Here is a 20,178-nt window from a genome sequence, read left to right as displayed (position 1 = left end):
GGTCGCGCCCGCCGGCAGGGGCCGGGCCGTCACCAGCCCCGGGCCAGGAGCCAGTCGGCCGCCAGCCGGCTCCACTGCTCCGGGGCACCGCGACCCTCGGCCAGCCCGAGGCCGTGTTCCCCCTCCGTGAACACGTGCAGGGCGTGGGGGACGGCGTGGGCGGCGAGCGCCTGGGCCAGCAGGTAGGCATGCTGCACGGGGACGGCCTCGTCCTCGGCGGTGTGCCAGACGAAGAAGGGCGGGGCGTCGGGCGTGACGAGGCGGTCGAGGGACGTGGCCCGCCGCACCTCGACCCCCGCGTCGGGCCCGAGCAGTTCGTCCTGGGAGCCCCTGTGCGTGGCGAGCTCCATGGACACCACCGGGTAGCCGAGCACGGCGGCATCGACGCGCTCGTCGGCTCCGGCGGGTGTGAGGGCGGCATGTCCCGCGAGGTGCCCGCCGGCGGAGAACCCGAGGAGCGCCAACCGCTCGACGCCCGCCGCCCGCAGGCGCCGGATCTCGGCGCGGACGGCGTCGAGCGGCCCGGGATGGCGGGTCCCGACGGGATAGTCGAAGACGCCTGCGGACAGGCCGAAGGAGCGGAGCCGCTCGGCGACGACCTCGCCCTCGTTGTCGGACAGCATGGTGTAGCCGCCTCCGGGCAGGACCAGGACGTGCGTGGGATTCATGCCACCACCGTACTGTGGCCGGACGGCCGGAACGGTACGGGACCCGCAGCAACGGAGAAAGCCCCCGGCCGGGTGGCCAGGGGCTTTCGTACGTCCGGAGGTGCTGTCAGCCCTCGCACTCCGTGCAGAACTTGTCGCCGTTCTTCTCGCGCGCAAGCTGGCTGCGGTGGTGCACCAGGAAGCAGGACATGCAGGTGAACTCGTCCTCCTGCTGCGGGATGACCTGGATGAGGAGTTCCTCGTGCGAGAGGTCGGCCCCGGGGAGGTCGATGCCTTCGGCGGTCTCGCCGTCTTCGACATCGATCAACGCCGTCTGCGTTGTCGCGCTGCGCTGTGCCTGGATCGCCTCGAGGGACTCGTTGGCGGGCTGGTCTTCCGGGCGAACGCGTGGTTCGTCGTAATCGGTTGCCATGGGGGTAGATCTCCTTCTGTGGGCGGGAAGTACGCCCAGATGCCACTCTCAACCTCGGAGGAGGCGGAAGTATTCCATATACCGGGTGCAATATACCTGCTGCGACTGGTACTTTTCTCCATCCGTCGACGGCACGTCGAATCGGATCCCGATGTGACGCGGCGGCCCGGACGTGATATGTGGACGGGACGTGGCGGAGGCTGCCGGGACGCCCACCCGCCCAGCCGTCGTAGGGTGGGACCGACCCCGTCCCGAACGCCCCAGGAGCTTCCATGGCATTGGCCCTCGACCTCAGCGGAAAGACCGCCCTCGTCACCGGATCCACGCAGGGGATCGGCCTGGCGATCGCCACCACCCTGGCCGCCGCCGGCGCCCGGGTGGGCGTCAACGGCCGCAGCGACCGCAGTGTCGCCCGCGCCATCGAGGGGATCCGCAGGGACGTGCCCGACGCGGACCTCGTCGCCGTCGCCGCGGACGTCACCACGGACGACGGCGTCGCGACGGCGCTCGGCGTCCTCCCCGCCGTGGACATCCTGATCAACAACCTCGGCATCTTCGGCGCCCGGCCGGCACTGGAGATCGACGACGCCGAGTGGCGCCGCTACTTCGAGGTCAACGTGCTCACCGCCGTCCGCCTCACGCGGTCCTACCTGCCCGGGATGACGGCGGCGGGCTGGGGTCGCATCCAGTACATCGCCAGCGATTCCGCCGTCGCCATCCCCGCGGAGATGATCCACTACGGCGTCTCGAAGACGGCCCTGCTGGGCGTCTCACGCGGGTTCGCGAAGGAGGCGAGCGGGACGGGCGTCACAGTGAACTCGGTCATCGCGGGCCCCACGCACACCGGCGGTGTCGAGGACTTCGTGTACCAGCTCGTGGACAGGGACCTCGGGTGGGAGGATGCCCAGCGGCAGTTCATGAGGGAGCACCGCCCGCAGTCGCTGCTGGAGCGCCTCATCGAGCCGCAGGAGATCGCCAACCTGGTCGCCTACCTCGCGTCGCCGCTCGCCTCGGCCACCACGGGCGCCGCGGTCCGCGTGGACGGCGGCTACGTGGACGCCATCCTCCCGTGAGCCGCACCGCGGTCCTCACCCCGAACGGCGCCCTCGACGCCGGGCCGATGGCCGCGATCCTCGCCAACCACGCCATCCCCGGCTGCGAGGTCACGGACCGGGCGGGCCGGTCGCACACCCGGCTGCTCGCCACGCCAGGCGGCCCGCGCCGCGTGACGGTCTCCGTGCGGCCCGACGACGTCGAACTCATCGCGGACACGGACGACGACGTCGAGTTCACGCATCTCGTGCGCACCACCCGCAGGTGGCTGGACCTCGACACGGACACGGACGCCGTCGTCCGGGCCCTCGGCGGCGATCCGCTGATCGGCCCGCTCGTGCGCAGGCGCCCGGGTCTGCGGGCGGTCGGCTATCCGGAGGCGTTCGAGGCGGCGATCATGACGGTCCTCGGGCAGCAGGTGTCCGTCGCCGCGGGTGCGACGTTCGGCGGCAGGCTCGCGGCGGCCTACGGCACGGCGTCGTCCACGGAGCTCACGCTCTTCCCTTCCCCGGCGGCGATCGCCGCGGCACCTCCCGAGGAGCTGCGGGCCGCCGTCGGAGTGACCCGTACGCGGGCCGCGACCGTGCAGAACGTGGCGCGCGCCGTCGCCGACGGCCTGTCCCTCGATCCCGACGGCGACCACGCCGCCCTGCGCAGGGAGCTGCTCGCCATCCCGGGCATCGGCCCCTGGTCCGCCGACTACCTCGCCGTGCGCGTCCTCCGCGACCCGGACGCCTTCACGCCGGGCGACCTCGTGGCACGGCGCGCAATGGGCAACCCCGACATCCGGGACGCCGGACGCCGCTCCGAGGCATGGCGTCCCTACCGCGCCTACGCCCTGTTCCACCTCTGGACGTCCGCCACCTACGGCGGGGACTAGGCGGGCACCTTCCGGTCGCTGCGCAGCGCGATCTCCAGTTCGAAGCGCGCCTTCGGGTCCCTGAGGTCCTCGCCGAACAGCTCGCGCAGCTGCAGCACGCGGTAGCCGACGGTCTGGGCATGGATCCCGAGCTCGTCGGCGATCGGGGCGCGCTGCCCCCAGTGCCGCAGCCAGGCCAGCAGCGTCTCCTCCAGCTTCTCCCGCTGGTTGGCGGGCAGTCCGGCCAGTGGCGCGAGCCGCCGCCGGGCCAGTTCGCCGACCGCCGATGGCTCCGCCGCGAGCACCACCTCCGTCAGGTGCTCGTCGGCCCAGACCGGTGGTTCGTCCTCGCCCTCACGTGGCGGCAGCATGGATGCGGCGAGGACCGCGAGGCGCAGAGATTCCGCGACCTGCCGGATCCCGCCCGCCGGCCCGACGGCCGCGCTCCTGCCCGCCAGCACGCGCTCGAGATCGGCGCGGCTGGCGGGCCCCCGCTCGGGGACCAGGGCGACGGCGTCGGTCTCGCGTTCGATGACGATCGCCCCCGGGCCGAGACGCTGGCGCAGTCCCTGCGCGCGCTCGAGGGGCAGGGTGACGACGGCGAGCTGCGCCGGCACCGCCCAGTCGGCGAGCGACGCCGCCTGCCGCAGCGCCGTCTCGTCCGCCTGCCCCAGCAGCAGCAGTTCCAGCAGTTCGGCACGACGCCGATCGACAGCGCCCGCGCGTTCGGACTGCTCGAAGGCGTAGGCCTCGGCACTCACGGCGGAGAGCTCGTCGATGTACGCCATGATCGATTCGCCGAGGTCGACGACGACGGCGGACCCCAGGCCCTCCTCCATGGAGCGGCGCGACATCTCCCGGAACGTCACGCGCGCCCCCATCCGATACGCGCCCAGCAACGAATCCATACTGCGTCCCTGCCGGAATTCGCCGCGGCCGAGGCCCGCCACCAGCTGGCGGCTCTGGTCGGACAGGGCGGGCAGCCTCGTGCCGGGCAACTCGAGGAACCGCTCCAGGGCGACCGCCACACCCAGGCGCAGACCGCGTCCGAAGCCGCCCTCGATCGGCCGGGCGTAGGCCGGGACCAGCTGGGGCACCGCCTGGATGATGGCCTCCACCAGATCGGGCGTCAGGGGACGCAGCCGGTCGCTGACACCGGGGGGAAGAGCCAGCCACGGCGGCTCGGGTGGAGCGACCGATACCTCGTCAGAACCCACGTGGACGACCCCCATCTATTGCGGAACGATAAACCTTCTCCCTCAACTGTATGCTCCGGGTGAAGATTTTTAGCGGGAGAGGCTATATCGTTAGTGAGATGATCCGGCTCAAGAAGCTGGCGCGTGCAGCATCCGCGCTGACCACCCCCCTCACACCGGAAGACTTCCTTGCGTTGTTCAACCCGGTGTACTCGTCCCGCCAGCTCCGCGGTGTCGTTACCCGTGTGGTGCGTGAGACCGAGGATTCCGCCACGATCCACTTCCGCCCCGGCAACGGCTGGCATGCCCACCAGGCCGGCCAGTGGGCGCGCATCGGCGTGGAACTCGACGGTGTCCGCCAGTGGCGCTCCTACTCGTTGAGCAATGCTGCCGGACACGATCCCGCGATCACGGTGAAGGATGCCGGCTCGGTGTCCCACGTGCTGGTCCGCGACACCAAACCGGGCGACGTCCTGTTCCTCGCTCCGCCCCAGGGCGACTTCGTCCTCCCCGAGCACCCCCGGTCCCTGCTCATGCTCACGGCGGGCAGCGGCATCACACCGGTGATGTCCATGATCCGCACGCTGATCCCGCGCCGGCCGGACGCCGACGTCGTGCTCATCGACTCCAACAGCACACCGGAGAAGAGCGTGTTCCGCGAGGAGCTGGACGAACTGGCGGACCAGTTCCCCAACCTCACCGTCCGGCACTGGTTCACGAGCGCCCGCGGAAGGCTCGAATTCACGGCCAGGACCATCGCCGAGCTCTGCCCGGACTGGCGCTCACGTGCCGCCTACGCCTGTGGCCCCGAAGGCTTCCTGAACGACGCGGAGGACCTGTGGCAGCGCGAAGCCGCGCTCGAACAGGCCCGGTCGGTACCGAGCGTCACGGCGGGCGCCGGAGCGGAGGCCACCGGCACCGCCACCCTGACCATCGAGCGCTTCAGCACCGACCTCACGGCGGGTGCGGGCCACGACGGCGGGCTCGTCACCTTCGAGCAGTCGGACCGCGAGGTCCAGGCCGACGGCGACACCCCGCTGCTCGACATCGGCGAGGATGCCGGGATCCTCATGCCGAGCGGCTGCCGCATGGGCATCTGCCACAGCTGCCTCATCCCGCTGCGGTCCGGACAGGTCCGGGACCTCCGCACCGGCGAACTGCACAACGCCCCCGGCCAGCTCATCCAGACCTGCGTCTCGGCAGCCGCCGGGCCCGTGAACCTCGACCTTTAGTCCCCCACCAGAGGAGTCCCCATGACCACCACGCTCACCCGCCCCGGCGCCCTTGCCGCCTCGGGCCACCCCCTGGTCCGCCCCGACGCCGCCAAGCACCTCTCCGACGAGCAGGTCGAGGCCCTCGGGCGCGAGCTCGACGCCGTCCGCGACGAGATCCTCGCCAAGCGCGGCGCGACCGACGCCGCCTACATCCGCCGCGTCATCAAGGTGCAGCGGAGCCTGGAGTTCGCGGGCCGCGGCGCCCTCCTGTTCAGCAAGTACAAGCCCGCCTGGTTCGCGGGCACGGCGATGCTGAGCATCGCCAAGATCCTCGAGAACATGGAGATCGGCCACAACGTGCTGCACGGCCAGTGGGACTGGATGCGCGATCCCGACATCCACTCGACCACCTGGGAGTGGGACTTCGTCACCCCGGCCCGATCCTGGCAGCACACCCACAACGACCTGCACCACCGGTGGACCAACGTCATCGGCAAGGACCGGGACATCGGATACAACCTCCTCCGCATGGACCCCGACCAGCCGTGGCGCCCCTTCAACCTCGGCAATCCCCTCTACAACGCCGTCCTGGCCCCGGTCTTCGAGTGGGGCATCGCCCTCTACGACCTGGAGATCCCCGAGTACAAGGAAGGCCTGAAGTCCAAGGAGGCCATGAACCGCGACCTCAAGGCCGTGGGCGTCAAGGTCCTCAAGCAGTTCTCCAAGGACTACGCCGCCACTCCCGCCGTCGCCATGCTGACCGGCTCCGGCAAGCAGGCCCTCTACGGAACGCTCGCCGCCAACGCCATCCGCAACTTCTGGGCCCACGCGATCATCTTCTGCGGCCACTTCCCCGACGGTACGGACACCTTCACGGAGGAGGAGGTCGACGGCGAGACGCGCGGCGACTGGTACGTCCGCCAGATGATCGGTTCGGCGAACATCTCCGGCTCCAAGTTCATGCACCTCATGTCGGGCAACCTGTCCCACCAGATCGAGCACCACTGCTTCCCCGACCTGCCGTCCAACCGGTACGCCGAGGTCGCGGTCAAGGTCCGCGAGATCTGCACCCGCTACGGCCTGCCCTACACCACCGGCCCCCTGCCCAAGCAGGTCGGTTCCACCTGGGCGAAGATCTTCCGGCTCGCCCTGCCCAACCGGAAGCCGAAGACCGCCACGGCCTAGCGCCGGACAGCGCCGTCGCCCCCGCATGGGGAGCGGCGGCGCTCTCCGCGTCTTCCGTGCCCGCCGGGCGTCCCGGGTGTCCCGGGTGTCGTTACCCGGACGACCGTCAGACCGGGACGTCCTCCGCGAGGAGCGCGTCCACCTGCCCGAGTGCCTCGCGAAGGCCCTCCTCCATGCCCATCTCGACCATCTGGGTGAGCTGCTCGACGGACCCGAACGCCGTGGTCATGGTCATGCGCGTGCGTCCGCCGAGATCCTCCAGCGTGACGGTGGCCGTCGTCTCACCCATGTCCGGCACGGGGTCGCCGTTCTCGTCCGCGAACCCGTCCACGAAGGTGATCAGGCGGGGAGCCTCGAGGGCCGTGATCCGCCACCACCCCCGCGCCTTCTCGCCGTCGGGCCCGGTCATGAAATAGGCGGCACGCCCGCCTTCCTCGAACTCGTAGGTGTCGAAGGTGGCCGGCCACGTGGGCGGTCCCCACCAGCGCTGCAGCTGCGTCGGATCGGCCCAGATCCGCCAGACGCGTTCGACGCCGGCGTCGAACTCGGCGACGAGGCGGAAGGTGAGCGCCTCGGTGTCCTTCTCGGTGCTGATGACGGTCATGATGCTGCCTTCCTAGTGCTCATCCTCGGCATCCTCGGCGAGGATGTCCGTGATCCGGTCGACGCGTCGCCGCCAGATCCTCTCGTAGTCGTCGAGCAGGCGCCGTGCGTTCTGCACGCCGTCCATCTCTCCCCGCACGATCTGCTCCCGTCCGCGTTTCTCCTTGGTGACGAGGGAGGCCCGCTCGAGGACGGCCACGTGTTTCTGCACTGCCGCGAAACTCATGTCGTACAGCTCGGCCAGGCCGGATACCGAATACTCGGCGACCAGGACGCGCGCCACGATGTCCCGCCGTGTCGCGTCGGCGAGCGCCTGGAACAGGCGGTCCACCTCGTCCTCGCTGATGCTTTCTACAACCATGTGGTTGTACGTTACGCCCGGTCTCCCTGCAGGTCAAGGGTCGGCGGGATCTCTTCGTGGGAACGTGCCCCGACGCCTGCCACCCGTCGCCGTCGCCCCTGACGTGCAGCGGCGGGAGGCGGACCCCGCCGACGTGACACCCGTTATGGCGGGTGTTCGGGGACCCTGCAAGACTGGGCCCATGACCCGCGGAATATATGTGAGCGCCATGACCAACGGCTCCGGCAAGTCCCTGATCTCCCTGGGCCTGGCCGACATGCTGCACCGGCACGCCGACCGCGTCGGGTTCTTCCGGCCCATCGTGGAGGGCGGCGACCCCGCCGCGGATCCGATGGTGCGGCTCATGCAGAGGGCCTTCGACCTCCCGGACAGCCGTGCCCGCGGCGGCCTCACCCGGGCGGAGGCCCGCGCCCTGCTGGTCACGGGAGACCGCGCCGAGATCGATGCCCGCTGCGTCGCCATCTACAGCGAGATCGCCGCGGAGTGCGACGTCGTGATCGTCGAGGGCACGGACCTCTCCGGCAACGACGCGGCCGTCGAGTTCGACCTCAACGCGCGCCTGGCCAACAACCTCGGGGCCATGGTGCTCGCCGTCGTCAGCGCCAAGGGCATGTCCGTCGAGGAGGCGGCCGACGCCGTCGACGTCGCCCGCCGCGAACTCGACGCGGCCAAGGTGTCGCTCCTCGCGATGATGGTCAACCGCGCCGCCGACGACGCCGTCACCGCCATCAGCGAGCAGGTGCGCCCCGGCCGCTCGGGCCGCCCCGTCTACGTCATCCCGGAGCTCGCCGAGATCTCCCAGCCCACGGTCTCCGAGGTCGCCGCGGAGCTGGGCGCCCGGCAGATCGCCGGCAACTCGAACCTCGAGCGTGACGTCACGAGCATTAGGGTGGCCGCCATGAACGTCGGAAACTTCCTGCACCTCCTCCGGGACGGTGCCCTCGTGATCGTGCCCGGCGACCGCGCGGACGTGCTCGTGGCCACCCTGGCGTCATCGTTCTCCCCCGAGTTCCCGGTGCCCTCCGCGCTGTTCCTGACAGGCGGGCTCGCGCCTGATCCCAACATCCTCGCCCTCCTCGCGCAGGCACCGTTCCCCGTCTTCGCGCTCGACGACGACACCTACACCGCCGCGCGGCGCGTCAGCGAGGTCCGTGGCGAGATCGCCAGCGGACTGCGCCGCAAGGCGGCTGCCGCGCTCGGCGCCTGGGCGCGGCAGGTGGACGAGAGCGAACTGCTGGAGCGGCTCGAACTCCCCCGGCCCGTCAGCATGACGCCGCTGCGCTTCCTGCACGAGCTCATTCAGCGCGCCCGGTCCGAGCGGAGACACATCGTGCTCCCCGAGGGCGAGGACGTGCGGGTGCTCAAGGCCGCCGAGATCCTCCGGCGCCGGGACGTCTGCGACCTCACGATCCTCGGCCCGGAGGCCCGCATCCGCGAACTGGCATCGGGCCAGGGCATCGACCTGACCGGCCTCACGCTGGTCGACCCTTCCACCTCAGCGCTGCGCGAGGAATTCGCCACCGAGTACGCCCGGCTCCGCGCCCACAAGAACGTCTCCGTCGACCAGGCCCGCGAACGCATGCTCGAAGGGGCATACTTCGGGACGATGATGGTCCAGCTGGGGAGGGTGGACGGCATGGTGTCCGGCGCCGGGCACACCACGGCGAACACCATCCGGCCGGCCCTCGAATTCGTGAAGACGAAGGACGGCGTGAAGATCGTCTCCTCCGTGTTCCTCATGCTGCTGCAGGACCGCGTGCTCGTGTACGGCGACTGCGCGGTCAACCCGGACCCCAACGAGGAGCAGCTCGCGGACATCGCGGTCGCCTCGGCTGAGACGGCGGCCCAGTTCGGGGTCGAGCCCCGCGTCGCGATGCTCTCCTACTCGACGGGCGAGTCCGGCAGCGGCGGCGCCGTGGACGAGGTGCGGCGCGCCACGGAACTCGTGCGGCAGCAGCGGCCCGACCTGGCCGTGGAGGGCCCCATCCAGTACGACGCCGCCGTGGACGCCTCCGTCGCCGCTTCGAAACTGCCCGGATCCACCGTCGCCGGGCAGGCGACGGTCTTCATCTTCCCTGACCTCAATACCGGCAACAACACCTACAAGGCCGTGCAGCAGTCCGCGGGCGCCGTCGCCGTCGGGCCCGTGCTCCAGGGCCTGCGCAAACCCGTCAACGACCTCTCCCGCGGCTGCACCGTGGAGGACATCGTGAACACGGTCGCCATCACCGCCGTGCAGGCCCAGCAGCCCGCAGCCCCCTGATCCCCCGCCTCCCGGCTTCCCGCCTCCCGCCTCCCGCCTCCCGCCTCCCGCCTCCCGCCTCCCGCCTCCCAGACAGGACCCCATGATCATCCTCGTCATCAATTCCGGCTCGTCCTCGCTCAAGTACCAAGTGCGCGAGGGCGACGACGTCCTCGCGGAAGGCCTCGTGGAGCGCATCGGCGAGGCCGAGGTACCCGACCACGCGGCCGCGCTCGACCGCGTGGACGGCGAGGTGGCGGCAGCGCTCGGCGATCGCGGGATCGACGCCGTCGGACACCGCGTGGTGCACGGCGGCGAGCGCTTCAGTGAGCCGGTGCTCATCGACAACGAGATCACGCGCGCCATCGAGCGCCTCAACCCGCTGGCCCCCCTGCACAATCCCGCAGCCGTCACCGGCATCCGCGCCATCACCGAGAAGTGGCCGGACATGCCGCAGGTGGCCGTCTTCGACACGGCGTTCCACCGCACCCTGCCCGAGCACGCCTGGCGCTACGCCGTCCCCGACGAGCTGTACCGGCGGTTCGGCATCCGCCGCTACGGCTTCCACGGGACCTCGCACGCGTACGTTGCGCGTGGCGCGGCGGAACTCCTCGGCACGGACGCCTTCACCGGCGTGATCGCCCACCTCGGGAACGGCGCCTCCGTCACGGCCGTGCGCGACGGCGAGAGCATCGACACGTCCATGGGCTTCACGCCCCTCGAGGGACTGGTGATGGGGACACGTTCCGGCGACATCGACCCGTCCATCCTGCTGTTCCTCCTGCGGGAGGGGTACACCGAGCAGGATCTCGACACCCTTCTAAACCGCAACAGCGGCCTGAAGGGGCTGGCGGGCACCAACGACATGCGGTCGGTGGCGGACGCCGCGGACGCGGGCGAGCATCGGGCGCAGCTCGCGATCGAGGTGGCCTCTTACCGCCTCGCGAAGTACGTCGGCGGCTACCACGTGGCGGTCGGCGGCGCCCAGGCACTCGTCTTCACGGCGGGCATCGGCGAGAACGCCGGAGCCTTCCGCAGCGCCGTCGTCTCCAAGCTCGGCGCCCTCGGCCTCGAGCTCGACGAGGCCAGGAACGAAAAGCGCAGCAGGGAGGCCCGCGTCATCAGCACGGCGTCGTCGGCCTTCCCCGTCCTCGTGGTGCCGACGGACGAGGAGGCGGCGATCGCGGAGGCGACAGCCGCCGTCGTCAGCGGGTCCTAGCGTTCCCCTCCTGCCGCTGACCCGCCGGACATCCACCCGTCGTCAGCGGCTCCTAGCGTTCCCCTCCGCTGACCCGTCGTCGGACGTCCGCCCGTCGTCAGCGGGTCCTAGCGTTCCCCTCCTGCCGCTGACCCGTCGTCGGACGTCCGCCCGTCGTCGTCGGGTGCATCCTGCCGACGGGCGCCTGCAACGGGGCTCCGGCACACTGGGACCATGACGATCCTGCGCATGACCCTCCTGTTCGTGCAGGCCGCTGTGGTGGGCGGGCCTCGGGGTCATGGCGCTCGGCGCGTACGGGTTCGTGGCGACGCTGCAGCCGGACCCGAACTTCGGGCGGATCCTCGCGGCCTACGGCGGCGTCTTCGTGGCGGGATCACTGGCGTGGGGCGTGCTCGTCGACGGATTCCGGCCCGACCGCTGGGACCTCCTCGGTTCGGCGGTCTGCCTGGTCGGTGTCGCGCTGATCATGTTCGCGCCGCGCACGACCGCCTGATCCGGGCATCGGGCGGACGACGAGGCCGCCCGCTGCCGCGTCGCTCCCACTGATCCGGTTCGATCAGTGGGCATGTTCGATCATGCCCACTGAACGGAGCTCTTCAGTGGGCGGACGACGACCGGGTCGGCGGTCCGGGCCCTACGCCGCCCCCAGCAGCCGTGCGAGCCCGGCGGCGAGGGCCCCGACAGCCACCACCACGAGGAACGGCGCGCGCAGCCAGAGCGCGAGCGCCGCGGCGGCCAGCGCCGCGATCCGCGCATCGACCACGAGCACCTGTCCCGATGCGAAGGTGTTCACGGCCGTCAGGGCGGCGAGCAGGCCGATCGTCAGCGACCCGGCGACCCGCAGCATCCGCGGGTTGTCGAGCAGCTTCGCCGGCACGAGGAACCCGACGAACTTCGTGGTGATCGAGATCGCGCAGGCGAGCAGGATCCACCCCCAGAGGCTCATGCGCCGGCTCCGCGGCCACCGCGGTGCTTCGCCGGGTGGGGCCCCGGGCCCGGCGCGTCGCCGTCCGACCCGGAGGGGTAGGGCTCGACGTCGGGCTCCAGGCCCTCGGTCGCCGGTCCGAGACCCGCGAGTCCCAGGACCGCAGCCATGACCGCGGCGATCAGGATCGGTACGCCGGGTGGGACGAACGGGACGGCGAGGAGCGTCACCACCGCACAGACGACGGCGATCGCCGCCGGCTCACGGGCCCGGATCCGGGGCCAGAGCAGGCCGAGGAACGCGGCAACCGCCGCGCCGTCGAGCCCCCACCGGGCAGGATCACCCATGGCATTGCCTGCGAGCGCACCTCCGAGCGTGAACAGGTTCCACAGCACGAAGACGCCGATGCCCGCCGCCCAGAAGCCGCGGCGCTGCTCGGCCGGGTCGGTCTGGCCCGTTGCCGTGGCCACCGACTCGTCGATGGTGACGTGCGCCGCCGCCAGTTTCCGCCAGCGCGAGGGACGCAGCAGCACGTTGACCTGCATCCCGTACACCCCGTTGCGGATCCCGAGCAGGGCCGCCGCGGACATCGCCGAGATCCCGCTCCCCCCACCGGCGATCACGCCGATGAAGGCGAACTGGGAGCCGCCGCTGAACAGCAGCAGGCTCAGCGCCATGGTCTGCAGGAGGTCGAGGCCGGCAGCCACGGACAACGCGCCGAACGACAGCCCGTAGAGCCCGGTCGCGATGGCCACGGACAGGGCGACGCGCACCGCGGGAGATTGGAAGAGCACCACGCGTCAAGGCTAGGCGAGGTGCTGCCCGGCTTCCCATTCGTGTCGAAGGGGTGAATAGTAGGAAAGGAAAGCCTACTTACTAACCGGAGGAGCGCCACATGAAGGCAGTGACATGGCAGGGCAAGCGCAACGTCAGCGTGGAGAACGTACCCGACCCCACGATCCAGGAGCCCACCGACGCGATCATCAGGATCACCTCGACGGCGATCTGCGGCTCGGACCTCCACCTCTACGAGGTCCTCGGCCCGTACATGCACAAGGGGGACGTCCTCGGGCACGAGCCCATGGGCATCGTCGAGGAGGTCGGCGCGGGCGTGACCAACCTCAAGGTCGGTGACCGCGTGGTGGTGCCGTTCAACATCTCCTGCGGCTACTGCTTCATGTGCAAGCGCGGCCTGCAGTCGCAGTGCGAGACGACCCAGGTCCACTCGGCAGGATCCGGCGCCGCCCTGTTCGGCTTCTCGGAGCTCTACGGCTCGGTGCCCGGCGGGCAGGCGGAGTACCTCCGGGTGCCCTTCGCCGACTACGGCCCGGTCAAGGTGGGCTCGGAGCTGCCCGACGAGCGCTACCTCTATCTCTCGGACATCCTGCCGACGGCCTGGCAGGGCGTGCAGTACGCCGATGTGCCGAAGGACGGCGTCCTCGCGGTCTACGGCCTCGGGCCGGTCGGCCAGTTCGCGGCCCGTATCGGCAAGTACCTCGGCCACCGTGTCATCGCCGTCGAACCCGTCGCAGAGCGCCGCGACATGGCCAAGCGCCACGGTATCGAGACCATCGACTTCACGAAGAACACCGCGGAGGAGCTGCGCAGCATGACGAACGGCCGCGGCCCGGACGCCGTCGTCGACGCCGTCGGCATGGAGGCCCACGGCTCGCCCGTCGGTGCCTTCGCCCAGAACGCGGTCGGCATCCTGCCCGACAAGCTCGCGCAGAAGGTCATGGAGACCGGCGGCAGCGACCGCGTGACCGTCCTCCACTCGGCGATCGACGCCGTCCGCCGGGGCGGGACCATCTCCCTCAGCGGCGTCTACGGCGGCGCCGCCACCCCCATGCCGATGCTCAACATGTTCGACAAGCAGCTCCAATTCCGGATGGGCCAGTGCAACGTGCGCCGTTGGACGGACGAGCTCCTGCCGATCGTCGAGGAGCCCTCGGATCCGCTGGGCGTCACCGACCTGATGACGCACCAGGTCTCGATCGACGAGGCACCGGAGGCCTATCGGAACTTCCAGAAGAAGACCGACGGCACCATCAAGGTGGTCCTGAAGCCGCAGGGCGTCACGGCCTGATCCCAGGACGACGACGATTCGCGGTCGATGGTCCGGGCTACTCCCGGGCCATCGACTCGTGGGACCCGGCCTCGCCGCCGGCCATCTGCAGGGCGTCGGCCGCCCGTACGAGGGCGAGGTGCGAGAACGCCTGCGGGAAGTTGCCGGCCATGCGGCCCGACTCGGCGTCGTACTCCTCGGACAGCAGGCCGAGCTCGTTCGAGTAGCCGACCAGCTGGTCCATGAGCCGCTTCGCCTCGCCCAGGCGGCCGCTGTGCGCGTACTGCTCGACGAGCCAGAAGGAGCAGGCGAGGAACGGGTGCTCGCCCGGTTCGAGGCCGTCGTCGGAGTTGTGCGTCCGGTAGCGCAGCAGCAGGCCCTGCCCGTTCAGCAGGTCCTGCTCGATGCGCGCCACGGTGCCGAGCATGGCCGGATCGTCGAACTCGACGAACCCCACCTGCGGCAACTGCAGCAGCGAGGCGTCCACCTCCGTGCCCCCGTACACCTGCGTGAAGGAGTTCAGGTCGGCACGGAAGCCCCGCTCCATGATCTCCGCGCGCAGTCCGTCGCGGATCTCCGTCCACCGGTCCTGCGGCCCGCTCAGCCCGTGGTCGCGCACGGCGCGCACGGCGCAGTCGAACGCCGCCCACATCATCACGCGTGAATGCGTAAAGTACTGCTGATCGCCGCGCATCTCCCAGATGCCGTGGTCGCGGTCGTGGAGGTGCTTCTCGGCGAAGCCCAGGAGTGCACGCTGCAACGGCCACGAGAAGCTGTCCTCCGTGGTGCCGTGCCCGCGCAGTTTCTCCAGCGCCACCATGACCTCGCCGACCACGTCGGCCTGGTACTGCTTCACCGCGCCGTTCCCCACGCGCACGGGAGCCGAGTCGGCGTAGCCCGGCAGGTGGTCGAGTTCGCGTTCCGGCAGGTACCGTTCACCGGCCAGCCCGTACATGATCTGCAGGTCCTCGGGGTCCCCCGCCACGGCCCTCAGCAGCCAGTTGCGCCAGCCCAGGGCCTCCTCCGCGTAGCCGTGCGTCATCATGGCCTCGAGCGTGAGCGCCGCATCGCGGAGCCAGCAGAAGCGGTAGTCCCAGTTGCGGGAGCCGCCGAACTGCTCGGGCAGCGACGTCGTCGGAGCGGCGACGATGCCGCCGGTGTCCTCGTGCGTGAGCGCGCGCAGTACGAGGAGCGAGCGCTGCACGGCGTCGGCGTACTCGCCGTCGTTCACGTAGCTCGCCCCCCACGCACGCCAGTAGCTGATGGTGCTGTCGAGGGCGTCGTCCACATCGCGGGCGGGCGGCTTCTCGCGGTGGGAGGGGTACCAGACGAGTTCGAGGTCGACGACGTCGCCCTCGGCCACGTCGAACGTGCCCTCGTGGCGATGGTCCGAGGCCCGGAGCCGGGGTCCCCGCAGCAGCAGCGCGTCGGGCCCGGCGATGGCCAGGAGCACCGGGACGCCGTCGTCCGTCCCCTGGCTGACCCACGGGACGATATCGCCGTAGCCGAAGCGGATCTCCAGTTCCTGGCGGACCGTCACCGTCCCGCGGAGGCCCTGGACCCGTCGCACGACGTTGGCCCGGCGGTCCGTGACCGGCATGAAATCGGTGACCAGCACCTCACCCTCGGGGGTCCTCCAGTGGGTCTGGAGGACGAAGGTCGAGGAGATGTAGCTGCGCTCCACCACCTCCGCCCCGGCGGACGAGGGTGCCACGAGCCAGCGGCCGTGCTCCGGGGTGCCGAGCATCGCGGCGAACACCGATTCGGAGTCGAACCGGGGCAGGCAGAGCCAGTCCACGCTGCCGTTGCGGGAGATGAGCGCACCGGTATGGAGGTCGGAGACGAGTGCGTAATCCTCGATCGGTGATTGCATCCCCCCACTCAACCACAGCGTCCCGGGGTGGGTGGTTACTCGTTGTCGCTCCGGAAGGCGGAGCGTATCCGCGCCGGGTAGTCGGTGGTCATCTCCTGCACGCCCAGCTCGGCGAGAAAGAGGGCATCCTCGATCTTGTTGACCGTCCATGCCCTCACGATCACGCCCTCCTGGATCCAGCGGCGCACCCGCTCCGTGTGGGCCCGGATGTATTTCATGCCCGGGCCCGCCATCCCGACCTCCTGGTGGTCGATCAGCGCCTCGCCCTCCTTCAGCGCCCTGTGCAGCAGGTTGATCAGGGCCCCCTCGGCGATCGAACCGAAACGCAGCGCCTCGCGGACCTCCTTCGGCCGGATGTCGGAGACGAGCTGGCACAGCAGGTGGTGAGGCACCGACTCCGCCAGCTGCCGCATGGAGTCGGGGTTGAAGCTCATGAAGCTGACCTCGATGCTGCCGAGCATCGAGGATTCCGGGTCCCAGCCCTCGTCCATGAGGAACGCGATCAGGGCCTCCTCCAGCCGCAGTCCGAACGGACTCGGATGCTTCAGCTCGACGGCGAGCCGGATCGGGCGGCCCGCACGGCGGAGCAGGAGCAGCAGGTCCGCGAAGGAGAGGAACTGGTCGGTCTCGCCGCCGAACTCCGCAGGGACGCTCGCCCCCTTCCAGGAGAAGGCATCGAGCCGGCGCAGTTCCTCGAGGGTCAGGTCGGCGACGTCGCCCGAGCCGCTCGTGGTGCGATCCAGTGTCGTGTCGTGGATGCACACCAGTTGTCCGTCCCGGCTCAGGTGCACGTCGCACTCCACGCCGTCCGCGCCGTCCGCGAGGGCCTGCAGGTAGGCGGCGCGTGTGTGCTCCGCGTAGGTGCCGCTACTGCCGCGGTGGGCGAAGATCACAGGAGGCACGGACCGTCCCTTCGAGTCGTCGGTGGTGTCCCTAACACGGTACGTGACCACCGGATCGGTGCACCACGGATGCGGCACCGCGGTGCCCGCCGGGACGGCCTCGATAGACTCGGGAGCGTGAATGCTCAGATGACCGGCACCGATACGGAGCGGGCGGCCGCCCTCCGACGCATGAAGCTCCTGGCGACCGGGTTGCTGGCGGTCATGGCCGTCATCTTCGTGGTGGCTTTCGCCCTGCAGGACGCCTATCCCTGGCTGCAGTACGTGCGGGCGGCGGCCGAGGGTGGAATGGTGGGCGCCCTGGCCGACTGGTTCGCCGTCACGGCCCTGTTCAAGCATCCGATGGGGCTGAAAATCCCCCATACCGCGATCATCCCGCGGAAGAAGGACCAGATCGGCGAATCGCTCGGCCAGTTCGTCGAGGAGAACTTCCTGTCCGAGGACGTGGTGCGTGCCAAGCTCGATTCAGCCCGGATCGCCCAGAAAGCCGGCGCCTGGCTGGAGAAGCCCGAGAGCGCCGACCGCGTGGCCGTCGAGGGCGCGGCCCTCATCCGGGGGATGTTCACCGTCCTGAACGACGACGCCGTCCAGGGCGTGATCGAGTCCATGGTCCGCAGGCATCTGCTCGAGCCACCGTGGGGGCCGCCCATCGGGAGCATCGCGGAACGCATCTTCGCCGAGGGGCACCACCACCGCCTCGTGGACCTGCTCGTGGACCGCGCCGGCGACTGGGTGGACGCGAACTACGCCGTGGTCACGCGGGTGGTCGCGCAGCGTTCGCCGACCTGGGTGCCGCGCCTGGTCGACGGCGTCGTCGGGGACCGCGTGCACGCGGAACTGTCGAAGTTCATCCGGGCGGTGCAGGACGACCAGCAGCACGATGTCCGCCTCGCGATCGACAAGTACCTCCGGGACCTCGCACAGGATCTGCAGCACAAACCCGAGACCATCGCGAAGGCCGAGGAGATCAAGGGACAGCTGCTCGACGACCCCCGTGTCCGCGACCTGACGGCCCGCACCTGGGCCACCATCAAGAACGCGCTCCTCGAGGCCGTGAACGACCCGGACAGCGAGCTGACGTCCAACTTCAAGGCGGCGGTCCGCGACTTCGGCTCGCGCCTGGCGAACGACGCCGAGCTGGCAGGGAAGGTGAATCGCTGGATCGCGGACGGCGCCTCGTACGCCGTGCGCACCTACCGCAGCGAGATCGCGGGCGTCATCTCGGAGACGGTGGGGCGCTGGGACGCGGAGGAGACGTCACGGAAGATCGAACTGCAGGTCGGGAAGGACCTGCAGTTCATCCGCATCAACGGTACGGTGGTCGGTTCGCTGGCGGGCCTGCTCATCTTCACCATCGCCCACGCAATCTTCGGGTAGGCCCGGCCCCGCACCCTACCCGGGCGCACCGGTACCGGACGCCGCGATCAGGCCTGCTTCTGGTCGCTTCCCTGCGGGGGCAACTGCAGCACGTCGGCCAGCTCGCCCGGGATGGTCTGCGGCAGCGGACCGAAGGCCTCGCGGGTGGTGCGGATGACGGCCTTCCCCATGAGGTGGTTGCCGGTCCCGCCGATCACGGCCCCCGCGCCGAAGGGCAGGGCTCGTCCGAGCATGAATCCGCCCTGCTTGGCGAGGAACTTCTTGAGGAAGCGCCGCCTGATGGACCCGGTGACCGTCTTGACGAGCGACGACGGTGCGGATTTGTTGACCAGCTGCCCCCAGTACTGGGGGGCACCCTGTCCCGCGGACGCACCGAGGATGGAGCGCATCAGCGCCGTGCCCTCCTCGCCCATCAGGATCGCCATGACCATGGCGCGCGAACGCTCAGGATCGTCGGTCTTGACCCCGTGCAGTTCCGCGATGGACTCGGCATAGAGTGCTGTGGCCTCGAGGAAGCCGACGGTCGCGGCCGCCGAGAGTCCGAGGGAGGCCAGGGTCCCGACCGCGGGAACCGCCGCCGTCGCTCCCACAGCAGCGCCCGCGGCCGTCGTCGCCCGCAGGTAGTCGCGCTCGAGCAGGCGGGCCAGTTCCGCGGGAGACGCCTCCGGGTTGCGACGGCGGAGCCGGTCGAGGTTGGAGAGGATCAGCGGCCGCTGGACGTCCAGGGCGCGTTCGATCCCGCGCAGGATCGCAGGCTTCGGGTTGCCGTCCTTGTCGAACAGCGTTCCGTTGGCAGCCTTGACGGCTGGGTTCTCCTTGTTCCGGCCAAACATGATGGTCCTTCCGCGGCTGGGTGGATGCGAATCGAGTGTAGATGGGCGCGTGGCACTGTCGGTGCACTTTCTGCTCCTGGCGTCACCCGCCCGGAAGCACCTGACCGACAGGCCGGTCAGGCTCGGACAGGCGAAGGGCGCCACCGCTGCGCGGTGACGCCCTTCGGCAGCTGTTCCCCCAGGGTCCAGCTGATGCTGCCTGCTAGACGCGCGAGCCGCGGCGTCCCGTGACGAGGCCGTAGATGACGAGCACGATCAGGGCGCCGATGACGGCGAAGAGGATGGACATCAGCGAGAACGTGCCGCCGAGGTCCACTCCGAGGAGGCTGCCGCCGATCCAGCCGCCGAGGAAGGCACCGATCACGCCGAGGATCAGGGTGATGATGATGCCGCCGCCCTGCTTGCCGGGCATGATCAGCTTGGCAAGGGCGCCTGCGATGAGGCCGAGGATAAGAAAACCGATGAAACTCATAAGATGCTCCTTGAGTGATTTCAGCCGTCCGTCCGGGGACGGGGCGACTGGCCAATGTTCCGATGCACCGGGGTGCAACTTTTTCCAACTGTACTTCATCAGCATGCTTAGGGTGCAATCCTAGCACCACGCTAATCCTGCTTATCAAGGCTTTCGGATGAATCTTTCCCGAACCGTTGCGAGACCCGACGGGACGTCCGACCGGGGCGGCGGACCCGGTTTTGCGGTGGATCGACCGTATGATGGGCGCAAGCGGGCCGCCTCGGGAGTAAGCGGCAGAGTCAGTGAAACCGCTGGGGAATTCTCTCGAAACTGCCAACAAAGACATACCGGAGGAGTTTTTCTAATGCGAATCGGTTCATCTATTTTTCTTATTGCACTGGGTGCAATTCTTGCTTTCGCCATCCGCGTGCAGGTCAGCGTCGTGGACCTGGCACTCGTCGGCTACATCCTGATGGCGGTCGGCGTGATCGGGCTCATCGCCTCGCTCGTCCTGGCCGCTCCGCGCCGGCAGGCGCGCGTCTCGGAGTCGCGGTCCGTCGTGGATCCGAACACCGGCGAGACCATCACGCGCAGGGAGTCCCGCGACACCGGGCTCTGACAGCCTGTCGGCACCACCAGGGACAGAAGGGCCGGACGTTCACGTCCGGCCCTTCTTCATCTGTGTTCCCGTTTGGTTACCACCGAAAAGGTCTTGACCCGGTGAGCAAAGCAAAGAT

Annotated in this window: 20 protein-coding genes and 1 pseudogene; 10 read left to right on the top strand and 11 right to left on the bottom strand. The window is 69.9% G+C overall.

The annotated features are described in order from the left end of the window. Nucleotides 1–29: 29 nt before the first annotated feature. Both ACX80L_RS08200 and ACX80L_RS08195 read right to left on the bottom strand, forming a co-directional pair. Complete coding sequence (locus tag ACX80L_RS08200) at nucleotides 30–668, bottom strand: alpha/beta hydrolase (protein WP_459288932.1); 639 nt, start codon at nucleotides 666–668, stop codon at nucleotides 30–32. 106 nt (nucleotides 669–774) lie between these two features. Continuing rightward, nucleotides 775–1,080 carry a DUF4193 domain-containing protein gene (locus ACX80L_RS08195; protein ID WP_087072246.1) on the bottom strand — a complete coding sequence of 102 codons (306 nt, stop codon included), beginning with the start codon at nucleotides 1,078–1,080 and terminating at the stop codon, nucleotides 775–777. A 278-nt stretch (nucleotides 1,081–1,358) separates the two neighbouring features. Here ACX80L_RS08195 and ACX80L_RS08190 point away from each other — a divergent pair, with 278 nt between their 5' ends. Together ACX80L_RS08190 and ACX80L_RS08185 are read left to right on the top strand one after the other, a co-directional pair. Continuing rightward, nucleotides 1,359–2,153, top strand: coding sequence for an SDR family NAD(P)-dependent oxidoreductase (locus ACX80L_RS08190; protein ID WP_459289338.1), 795 nt, complete (start codon nucleotides 1,359–1,361; stop codon nucleotides 2,151–2,153). Continuing rightward, nucleotides 2,150–3,013, top strand: coding sequence for a DNA-3-methyladenine glycosylase family protein (locus tag ACX80L_RS08185; protein ID WP_459288930.1), 864 nt, complete (start codon nucleotides 2,150–2,152; stop codon nucleotides 3,011–3,013). Before ACX80L_RS08190 ends, ACX80L_RS08185 begins: the two co-directional genes overlap by 4 nt. Here the strand turns inward: ACX80L_RS08185 and ACX80L_RS08180 are convergent. After that, nucleotides 3,010–4,209 (bottom strand): PucR family transcriptional regulator, encoded by a 1,200-nt coding sequence (locus ACX80L_RS08180; protein WP_459268387.1) that lies wholly within the window; start codon nucleotides 4,207–4,209, stop codon nucleotides 3,010–3,012. The two genes, ACX80L_RS08185 and ACX80L_RS08180, sit on opposite strands and share 4 nt — an antisense overlap. A gap of 98 nt (nucleotides 4,210–4,307) precedes the next feature. On the opposite strand from ACX80L_RS08180, the gene ACX80L_RS08175 reads away from it, so the two are divergent. Together ACX80L_RS08175 and ACX80L_RS08170 are read left to right on the top strand one after the other, a co-directional pair. Continuing rightward, on the top strand, nucleotides 4,308–5,420 hold the full coding sequence (locus ACX80L_RS08175) for a 2Fe-2S iron-sulfur cluster-binding protein (protein ID WP_133080134.1): 1,113 nt from the start codon (nucleotides 4,308–4,310) through the stop codon (nucleotides 5,418–5,420). A gap of 21 nt (nucleotides 5,421–5,441) precedes the next feature. After that, complete coding sequence (locus ACX80L_RS08170; RefSeq protein WP_133080133.1) at nucleotides 5,442–6,587, top strand: fatty acid desaturase family protein; 1,146 nt, start codon at nucleotides 5,442–5,444, stop codon at nucleotides 6,585–6,587. A gap of 106 nt (nucleotides 6,588–6,693) precedes the next feature. Here the strand turns inward: ACX80L_RS08170 and ACX80L_RS08165 are convergent, their stop codons facing one another. Further along, nucleotides 6,694–7,191, bottom strand: coding sequence for an SRPBCC family protein (locus ACX80L_RS08165; protein WP_459288928.1), 498 nt, complete (start codon nucleotides 7,189–7,191; stop codon nucleotides 6,694–6,696). 12 nt (nucleotides 7,192–7,203) lie between these two features. Continuing rightward, the gene (locus ACX80L_RS08160) at nucleotides 7,204–7,551 is read right to left on the bottom strand and encodes an ArsR/SmtB family transcription factor (protein ID WP_459288926.1); all 348 of its coding nucleotides are present in this window, start codon (nucleotides 7,549–7,551) and stop codon (nucleotides 7,204–7,206) included. Nucleotides 7,552–7,732: 181 nt separating this feature from the next. Here ACX80L_RS08160 and pta point away from each other — a divergent pair, with 181 nt between their 5' ends. The 3 genes and pseudogenes from pta to ACX80L_RS08145 all read left to right on the top strand — a co-directional run. After that, nucleotides 7,733–9,814, top strand: a complete 2,082-nt coding sequence (gene pta / locus ACX80L_RS08155; RefSeq protein ID WP_459288924.1) for a phosphate acetyltransferase — start codon at nucleotides 7,733–7,735, stop codon at nucleotides 9,812–9,814. A gap of 82 nt (nucleotides 9,815–9,896) precedes the next feature. Continuing rightward, nucleotides 9,897–11,012 carry an acetate/propionate family kinase gene (locus ACX80L_RS08150; protein WP_459288922.1) on the top strand — a complete coding sequence of 372 codons (1,116 nt, stop codon included), beginning with the start codon at nucleotides 9,897–9,899 and terminating at the stop codon, nucleotides 11,010–11,012. 247 nt (nucleotides 11,013–11,259) lie between these two features. Continuing rightward, nucleotides 11,260–11,505 (top strand): annotated as a pseudogene (locus ACX80L_RS08145) (YnfA family protein); the annotation flags it as partial. Between the two features lie 141 nt (nucleotides 11,506–11,646). On the opposite strand, the gene ACX80L_RS08140 reads toward ACX80L_RS08145, so the two are convergent. After that, nucleotides 11,647–11,958, bottom strand: a complete 312-nt coding sequence (locus ACX80L_RS08140) for an AzlD domain-containing protein (protein ID WP_459288920.1) — start codon at nucleotides 11,956–11,958, stop codon at nucleotides 11,647–11,649. Further along, nucleotides 11,955–12,734 carry an AzlC family ABC transporter permease gene (locus ACX80L_RS08135; RefSeq protein WP_459288918.1) on the bottom strand — a complete coding sequence of 260 codons (780 nt, stop codon included), beginning with the start codon at nucleotides 12,732–12,734 and terminating at the stop codon, nucleotides 11,955–11,957. Before ACX80L_RS08135 ends, ACX80L_RS08140 begins: the two co-directional genes overlap by 4 nt. Before the next feature lie 98 nt (nucleotides 12,735–12,832). Between ACX80L_RS08135 and ACX80L_RS08130 the strand changes: the two genes are divergently transcribed. Continuing rightward, on the top strand, nucleotides 12,833–14,023 hold the full coding sequence (locus ACX80L_RS08130; protein ID WP_208739155.1) for a zinc-dependent alcohol dehydrogenase: 1,191 nt from the start codon (nucleotides 12,833–12,835) through the stop codon (nucleotides 14,021–14,023). Between the two features lie 37 nt (nucleotides 14,024–14,060). Here the strand turns inward: ACX80L_RS08130 and ACX80L_RS08125 are convergent, their stop codons facing one another. Both ACX80L_RS08125 and ACX80L_RS08120 read right to left on the bottom strand, forming a co-directional pair. Further along, the gene (locus ACX80L_RS08125) at nucleotides 14,061–15,893 is read right to left on the bottom strand and encodes a glycoside hydrolase family 15 protein (protein WP_459289336.1); all 1,833 of its coding nucleotides are present in this window, start codon (nucleotides 15,891–15,893) and stop codon (nucleotides 14,061–14,063) included. A gap of 17 nt (nucleotides 15,894–15,910) precedes the next feature. After that, on the bottom strand, nucleotides 15,911–16,777 hold the full coding sequence (locus tag ACX80L_RS08120; protein WP_459288915.1) for a glycerophosphodiester phosphodiesterase: 867 nt from the start codon (nucleotides 16,775–16,777) through the stop codon (nucleotides 15,911–15,913). Nucleotides 16,778–16,906: 129 nt separating this feature from the next. On the opposite strand from ACX80L_RS08120, the gene ACX80L_RS08115 reads away from it, so the two are divergent. Next, nucleotides 16,907–18,154 carry a DUF445 domain-containing protein gene (locus tag ACX80L_RS08115; RefSeq protein WP_244186326.1) on the top strand — a complete coding sequence of 416 codons (1,248 nt, stop codon included), beginning with the start codon at nucleotides 16,907–16,909 and terminating at the stop codon, nucleotides 18,152–18,154. A 47-nt stretch (nucleotides 18,155–18,201) separates the two neighbouring features. On the opposite strand, the gene ACX80L_RS08110 is transcribed toward ACX80L_RS08115, so the two are convergent. Together ACX80L_RS08110 and ACX80L_RS08105 are read right to left on the bottom strand one after the other, a co-directional pair. Continuing rightward, nucleotides 18,202–18,987 (bottom strand): hypothetical protein, encoded by a 786-nt coding sequence (locus tag ACX80L_RS08110; protein WP_133080121.1) that lies wholly within the window; start codon nucleotides 18,985–18,987, stop codon nucleotides 18,202–18,204. A gap of 202 nt (nucleotides 18,988–19,189) precedes the next feature. Next, a complete protein-coding gene (locus tag ACX80L_RS08105) occupies nucleotides 19,190–19,459 on the bottom strand; it encodes a GlsB/YeaQ/YmgE family stress response membrane protein (protein ID WP_133080120.1) in 270 nt (89 codons plus the stop codon). Nucleotides 19,460–19,805: 346 nt separating this feature from the next. Between ACX80L_RS08105 and ACX80L_RS08100 the strand changes: the two genes are divergently transcribed. Beyond that, nucleotides 19,806–20,060 carry a DUF6458 family protein gene (locus tag ACX80L_RS08100; protein ID WP_133080119.1) on the top strand — a complete coding sequence of 85 codons (255 nt, stop codon included), beginning with the start codon at nucleotides 19,806–19,808 and terminating at the stop codon, nucleotides 20,058–20,060. Nucleotides 20,061–20,178 lie beyond the last annotated feature (118 nt).

Source organism: Arthrobacter sp. MDT1-48-3 (genome assembly GCF_054511015.1).
Note: the sequence above shows the minus strand (reverse complement) of the source record. Positions and strands in the feature narration are given on the sequence as shown.

Coding starts and splice junctions, on each gene's coding strand:
- ACX80L_RS08200 (WP_459288932.1), bottom strand. CDS start 668: ATGAATCCCACGCACGTCCTGGTCCTGCCCGGAGGCGGCTACACCATG.
- ACX80L_RS08195 (WP_087072246.1), bottom strand. CDS start 1,080: ATGGCAACCGATTACGACGAACCACGCGTTCGCCCGGAAGACCAGCCC.
- ACX80L_RS08175 (WP_133080134.1), top strand. CDS start 4,308: ATGATCCGGCTCAAGAAGCTGGCGCGTGCAGCATCCGCGCTGACCACC.
- ACX80L_RS08170 (WP_133080133.1), top strand. CDS start 5,442: ATGACCACCACGCTCACCCGCCCCGGCGCCCTTGCCGCCTCGGGCCAC.
- ACX80L_RS08165 (WP_459288928.1), bottom strand. CDS start 7,191: ATGACCGTCATCAGCACCGAGAAGGACACCGAGGCGCTCACCTTCCGC.
- ACX80L_RS08160 (WP_459288926.1), bottom strand. CDS start 7,551: ATGGTTGTAGAAAGCATCAGCGAGGACGAGGTGGACCGCCTGTTCCAG.
- pta (WP_459288924.1), top strand. CDS start 7,733: ATGACCCGCGGAATATATGTGAGCGCCATGACCAACGGCTCCGGCAAG.
- ACX80L_RS08150 (WP_459288922.1), top strand. CDS start 9,897: ATGATCATCCTCGTCATCAATTCCGGCTCGTCCTCGCTCAAGTACCAA.
- ACX80L_RS08140 (WP_459288920.1), bottom strand. CDS start 11,958: ATGAGCCTCTGGGGGTGGATCCTGCTCGCCTGCGCGATCTCGATCACC.
- ACX80L_RS08130 (WP_208739155.1), top strand. CDS start 12,833: ATGAAGGCAGTGACATGGCAGGGCAAGCGCAACGTCAGCGTGGAGAAC.
- ACX80L_RS08115 (WP_244186326.1), top strand. CDS start 16,907: ATGACCGGCACCGATACGGAGCGGGCGGCCGCCCTCCGACGCATGAAG.
- ACX80L_RS08110 (WP_133080121.1), bottom strand. CDS start 18,987: ATGTTTGGCCGGAACAAGGAGAACCCAGCCGTCAAGGCTGCCAACGGA.
- ACX80L_RS08105 (WP_133080120.1), bottom strand. CDS start 19,459: ATGAGTTTCATCGGTTTTCTTATCCTCGGCCTCATCGCAGGCGCCCTT.
- ACX80L_RS08100 (WP_133080119.1), top strand. CDS start 19,806: ATGCGAATCGGTTCATCTATTTTTCTTATTGCACTGGGTGCAATTCTT.